6 protein-coding genes are annotated in these 4,488 nt (G+C 65.1%); 1 reads left to right on the top strand and 5 read right to left on the bottom strand.

What is annotated here, in order from left to right; genetic code table 11:
- Positions 1-168 precede the first annotated feature (168 nt).
- Positions 169-804 (bottom strand): hypothetical protein, encoded by a 636-nt coding sequence (locus tag ENZ74_RS22945; protein ID WP_244514290.1) that lies wholly within the window; start codon positions 802-804, stop codon positions 169-171.
- Positions 805-881: 77 nt separating this feature from the next.
- Between ENZ74_RS22945 and ENZ74_RS22940 the strand changes: the two genes are divergently transcribed.
- Positions 882-1,115 (top strand): DUF2093 domain-containing protein, encoded by a 234-nt coding sequence (locus ENZ74_RS22940; RefSeq protein WP_013532341.1) that lies wholly within the window; start codon positions 882-884, stop codon positions 1,113-1,115.
- On the opposite strand, the gene lpxK is transcribed toward ENZ74_RS22940, so the two are convergent.
- The 4 genes from lpxK to ENZ74_RS22920 all read right to left on the bottom strand — a co-directional run.
- The gene (lpxK, locus tag ENZ74_RS22935) at positions 1,112-2,137 is read right to left on the bottom strand and encodes a tetraacyldisaccharide 4'-kinase (protein WP_013532342.1); all 1,026 of its coding nucleotides are present in this window, start codon (positions 2,135-2,137) and stop codon (positions 1,112-1,114) included. The two genes, ENZ74_RS22940 and lpxK, sit on opposite strands and share 4 nt — an antisense overlap.
- Before the next feature lies 1 nt (position 2,138).
- Positions 2,139-3,455, bottom strand: a complete 1,317-nt coding sequence (gene waaA, locus ENZ74_RS22930; RefSeq protein ID WP_013532343.1) for a lipid IV(A) 3-deoxy-D-manno-octulosonic acid transferase — start codon at positions 3,453-3,455, stop codon at positions 2,139-2,141.
- Positions 3,452-4,243: a lysophospholipid acyltransferase family protein gene (locus ENZ74_RS22925; protein ID WP_013532344.1), complete on the bottom strand. Its 792-nt coding sequence runs from the start codon at positions 4,241-4,243 to the stop codon at positions 3,452-3,454. Before ENZ74_RS22925 ends, waaA begins: the two co-directional genes overlap by 4 nt.
- 5 nt (positions 4,244-4,248) lie before the next feature.
- The coding region (locus ENZ74_RS22920; protein WP_164761146.1) for a DUF4170 domain-containing protein at positions 4,249-4,488 on the bottom strand (240 nt) is incomplete at its 5' end.

The following is a 4,488-nucleotide window of genomic DNA, read 5'->3' as shown; positions in this document are numbered from 1 at the left end:
GTATCCTGCTGCCTCGACCGGCCGATGGGGCGGCCGCGTGCCGCCGCCGCCGACCTCGCCCGCCGCATCGCGGCAGAGGCCGGGCTGGCCCAGGACAAGATCGAGGCGTTTATCGAAGCCGAGCGATAGGCCTTCCGGACCTATATGGAAAACCGGCCGATTCGAAGCTCAGCGAAGCAACAACAAAACGAACCCAAGGATCACCGCTCCCAGCAAACCGGCCATTATCGAAACAAAGCCAATTTTCACCAGCAACTGCTCAGGGTGCGGCACCGCACCATGGGATTGATTGGCCGGCCTGTGCCTGCCCGCCGGCGTACCCAGGGCGGCAGCGTTGCGCGGGACTGGAGCCTGCGGCGGGATAAGCGACAGCAATGACAGCCCCGCAACCCTGGCGGAGGCATTGTCATTGGCGGTTGTCGAAGGCGGCAAGAAGGCTCGCAGCGTTTCGGCTTCGGGTTTTGCCTTTCTCGCCACGACTGTTGCCAACGCCGCCTCTTCGCCCGTCTCAAGCTGGGCAAGATAGGCATCGACGATGCCGGCGGATGCGATCTGCTGCGATTTGACGGCCATCGGCGCCGCCGGCAAAATCAACAGCGCCGGCGCTGTCTGCTGCGCGAGCAGAGACGGCGCCGGCGGTTGGACCAGCGCCTTGACCAGTGCCGTCATCACTGGATCAGCCTGCCCCGAGGGCACGGCTTGCGGCGTCATCACTTCCCTAAGCAGGGCGGGAAGACGAGTGGAGGAAACGTCCATTGCGGCCCACCAACTACATTTTTCCGCTTCACAATAAGCGTTCAGCATTGTCTCAGGCTTGTCTCATGCTTGACCTCGCCGGGAATTTATGGCGATGAAATTCTCATGAACCCTGGCGTCCCCGCATGATGAACCGTTTCGAAGGCCCCGGCGGCAAGGAAGCCCGCATCCGCTACCTGGATGGCGACTTCCAGGTTACCAGCCCCGGCGCGTTCGTGCGCTGCGCGGTGACAGGCGAAAGCATTCCGCTCGACGAGTTGAAGTACTGGAGCGTCGCAAGGCAAGAGCCCTATATCAGCGCCACCGCCTCGCTGCGCCGTGAAATCGAGATGCATCCGGAGCTGCGTAAGCGCAGTTAACCCTTCAGCTTGCGCTGGCGCCAGGCATCGAGCGTCTCGTCGATGATGCGCTCGGGAACGTGATCGAGTTCGAAGACCGTGTCGATCTCCAGCACCTCGAGCCGGTCGAGAAAGTCCTGTGACGCGCCGTGGCGCAGCCGGGCGGCGTCCTTGGCGGTGGTGATGAGCACCAGCCCCTCAGTGCGTGCGGTCGCCGCCAGCTCGGCAAGTTCGTCCTCCGCATAGAAATGATGGTCCGGAAACGGCCGCGTCAATGCCAGTTCGCCGCCGGCCTCGCGCACCGTGTCGAAGAATTTCTCGGGATGGCCGATACCGGCGAAGGCGAGGAACCGCTTGCCGGCAAGCCCTGCCTTGCCGCTTGGCTCTGTATGGGCCTCGAAGATCGCCCGGCCGGCGCGTGCCGCCTGGCGGACCACGCTGTCGGCGGCAGTGCCCTCGCCCATTTTCAACAACCCGCTGGTGAAAACCAGCTGGTCGACGATTTTGGCCCTGAGCGGCCCCCCCGGAATGACGCGGCCGTTGCCGATCCCGTAGCGCGCATCGACCACGACCAGCGCATAGTCGATGTGGATGCGGGCGCTCTGGAAGCCATCGTCCATGATCAGGAAATCGCAGCCATTCCGTTCCAGCAGCAGCCGGGCGCCGGCGGCGCGGTTCGGCGTCACCGCCACCGGCGCGTGTTCGGCGAGCAGCAGCGGTTCGTCGCCGACATGCCGGGCGCTGTCGTGGTCGATATCGACCACGTGCGGCTCGGCGAAGGAGCCGCCATGGCCGCGCGACAGGAAGCCTGGTTTGAGATGCATGCGCTTGGCCTGCTTGGCGAGCGCGATGGCCACCGGTGTCTTGCCGGTGCCGCCAACCGTGAAATTGCCGATGCACAGAACAGGTGCTTCGATCTTCTCACGCTTGGCCCGCCGCATGCCGCGGCCGGCGGCAGCCGCATAGATGGCCGACAGCGGCGACAGTGCCAGGACCCGCCAGTCCGGCTCTTCCCACCAGAATGGTGGTGCTTCCGAGGCCACGCTAGCGCCCGTTCGCGCCCTTCAGGCGCGACTTGACGACCAGCGGCTGGATGTAGGGCTCAAGCGATTTCAGCGTACGCGCCAGCGCACCGCGCATCTCGTCGACGGTCGCAATGCCTGCCGCCATCATCTCGTGGCGCGCCACTTCGTTGGTCAGGAGGAAATTGACGGCGCCGGCCAGCATGTCGCGATCGCGCACCAGCTTGGCGCCGCCGCTGTCGAGGAGACGCTGGTAGGCCTCCCGAAAATTCTGCACATTGCGCCCGGCGAGAACCGCCGTGTCGAGCATGGCCGGCTCCAGCGGGTTCTGGCCACCCTCGGAGGTCAGCGAGCGGCCGACGAAGGCTATTTCCGTCAGCCGGAGATAGAGCCCCATCTCGCCGATCGTGTCGCCAAGCAATATGTCGGTGTCGGCCGTGATCCTGTCGCCCTTGCTGCGCCGCGCGACCTTCAGGCCCATGCCGGAAATCTGCGCCGCAAGCGCCTCGGCGCGATCGGGATGACGCGGAACGACGATGGTCAGAAGACCATGGTGGCGCTTGTGCAGCGTCGCGTGGACTTCAGCCGCGACCACTTCCTCGCCGTCATGGGTCGAGATCGCCGCCCAGGTCGGGCGCGTGCCTATCTGCCGCCGCAGTGTCGCCAGCGCCCGTTCGTCGACCGGAGGCGGCGACGTGTCCACCTTGAGGTTGCCCGACACCGTCACCGGCCGCGCGCCGAGCGCGAGAAACCGCTCGCCATCGACATCCGACTGCGCCACGACGTGAGCCAGGTTCTCGAACAGCGCCTCGGCGATGTTGGCGCGTTTCTTCCACGATTTGAACGAGCGGTCGGACAGCCTGCCATTGACCAGCACCTGCGGCACGCGTCGCGCGCCAAGCTCGAGGATGGTCATCGGCCAGATCTCGGATTCGGCGATGATTGCCAGATCCGGCTGCCAGTGATCGAGGAACCGGCTGACCGCCGGCTTGAGGTCGAGCGGTACATATTGATGGATGATGCGGTCACCGAGCCGCTCGTCGGCGACCTGCGCAGAGGTCACCGTGCCGGTCGTCAGCACGATGTTGACGCCATAGTCGAGAATGCTTTCGACCAGCGGCACGACGGCTATGGTCTCGCCGACGCTCGCGGCATGGATCCAGATCACCGGCCCGTCGGGGCGCGCGCGGCCGGCGACGCCATAGCGCTCGCGGCGGCGGTAGCGGTCTTCCTTGCCGCGCGAGGTGCGCCAGGCAACGTAGGGCCCGACCAGCGGATAGGCTGCCGCACCCGCGAATCGGTAAGCCGACAGCATGGCCCGTGCCCAGCGGCCGCTCATCGCGGAGCATCCACGAGACGGTAAGCCTCGGCGGTCGCGGCATTGAGCGCTGTCGTCACTTCCTGGCGCTTGCGCTCCATTTCGGCGTCATCGGCGCCGGCCGCCACGAAGATCGGCTGGCCAATGACGATCGACGAACGGCCGAACGGCAGGTTAATGGTGGTCTTGTCCCAGCTCTTCTCCAGCACCTTGCGGCGGCTGGTGGTGATGGCGACGGGCACAAGCGGCCGGCCCGAGAGGCGAGCCAGGAGAACGATACCAAGTCCTGCGTCTCGCGGCGTGCCGTGCGGAATATCTGCGATCATGGCGACGTTCTTGCCGACGGCGAGCGACTTTTTCAGGGCGATAAGCGCTTTCGCTCCACCCTTGTCGAGGTGCCTGGCATTTTCCCGCCCGCCCGAGCCGCGCACAGCCTCGATGCCGAATTTTTCCAGCATCAAGGCGTTGAGCTCGGCATCGGCGCTGCGCGAAACCATGGCGACCAGCGGCTTGCGCTTGGGATAATAGGCAGGCGTCAGCAGATGCTGGCCGTGCCACAAGGCGATGATGCCAGGCTCGAACTCGGTATAGGCACCGCCCGAAAACCGTGCCGATCCCTCGACGACGCGATTGGTGAGGCGCACGAAGCGGACGAACTGGGCGAACAGGCTGGCGATGGCGTTCTTGACGAATCGCGACTGCGCAAGCGGTTGGCGAATCTTGCGCCAGAAGGCCTTGGTCGTGCGGCTGCGTCCCCTGCCCGTGGGCGCGGCATCGCTTGCTGGCCCTTTCGCCAGGTCATGCTCCATCGAAGTCAACCGGCAGCCTTGTTGTCGGGGTCCAGCAGCCGGTGCAGATGAACGACGAAGTAACGCATGTGAGCGTTGTCCACGCTGGCTTGCGCCTTGGCTTTCCACGCCGTGTGCGCGGATTGATAGTCGGGATAGATGCCGACGATGTCGAGCCCGTCGAGATCGCGGAATTCGGTGCCGCCAAGCTTCTTCAGTTCGCCACCGAACACCAGATGCAAAAGCTGTTTCTTTCCGTCTTCCGC

Source organism: Mesorhizobium sp. M7A.F.Ca.CA.002.15.2.1 (genome assembly GCF_003998715.1).
Lineage (GTDB): Bacteria > Pseudomonadota > Alphaproteobacteria > Rhizobiales > Rhizobiaceae > Mesorhizobium > Mesorhizobium ciceri.
Note: the sequence above shows the minus strand (reverse complement) of the source record. Positions and strands in the feature narration are given on the sequence as shown.

Bases quoted from the DNA above. Each gene is read 5' to 3' on its own strand.
- ENZ74_RS22945 (WP_244514290.1), bottom strand. From the start codon at position 804: ATGCTGAACGCTTATTGTGAAGCGGAAAAATGTAGTTGGTGGGCCGCA.
- ENZ74_RS22940 (WP_013532341.1), top strand. From the start codon at position 882: ATGATGAACCGTTTCGAAGGCCCCGGCGGCAAGGAAGCCCGCATCCGC.
- waaA (WP_013532343.1), bottom strand. From the start codon at position 3,455: ATGAGCGGCCGCTGGGCACGGGCCATGCTGTCGGCTTACCGATTCGCG.
- ENZ74_RS22925 (WP_013532344.1), bottom strand. From the start codon at position 4,243: ATGGAGCATGACCTGGCGAAAGGGCCAGCAAGCGATGCCGCGCCCACG.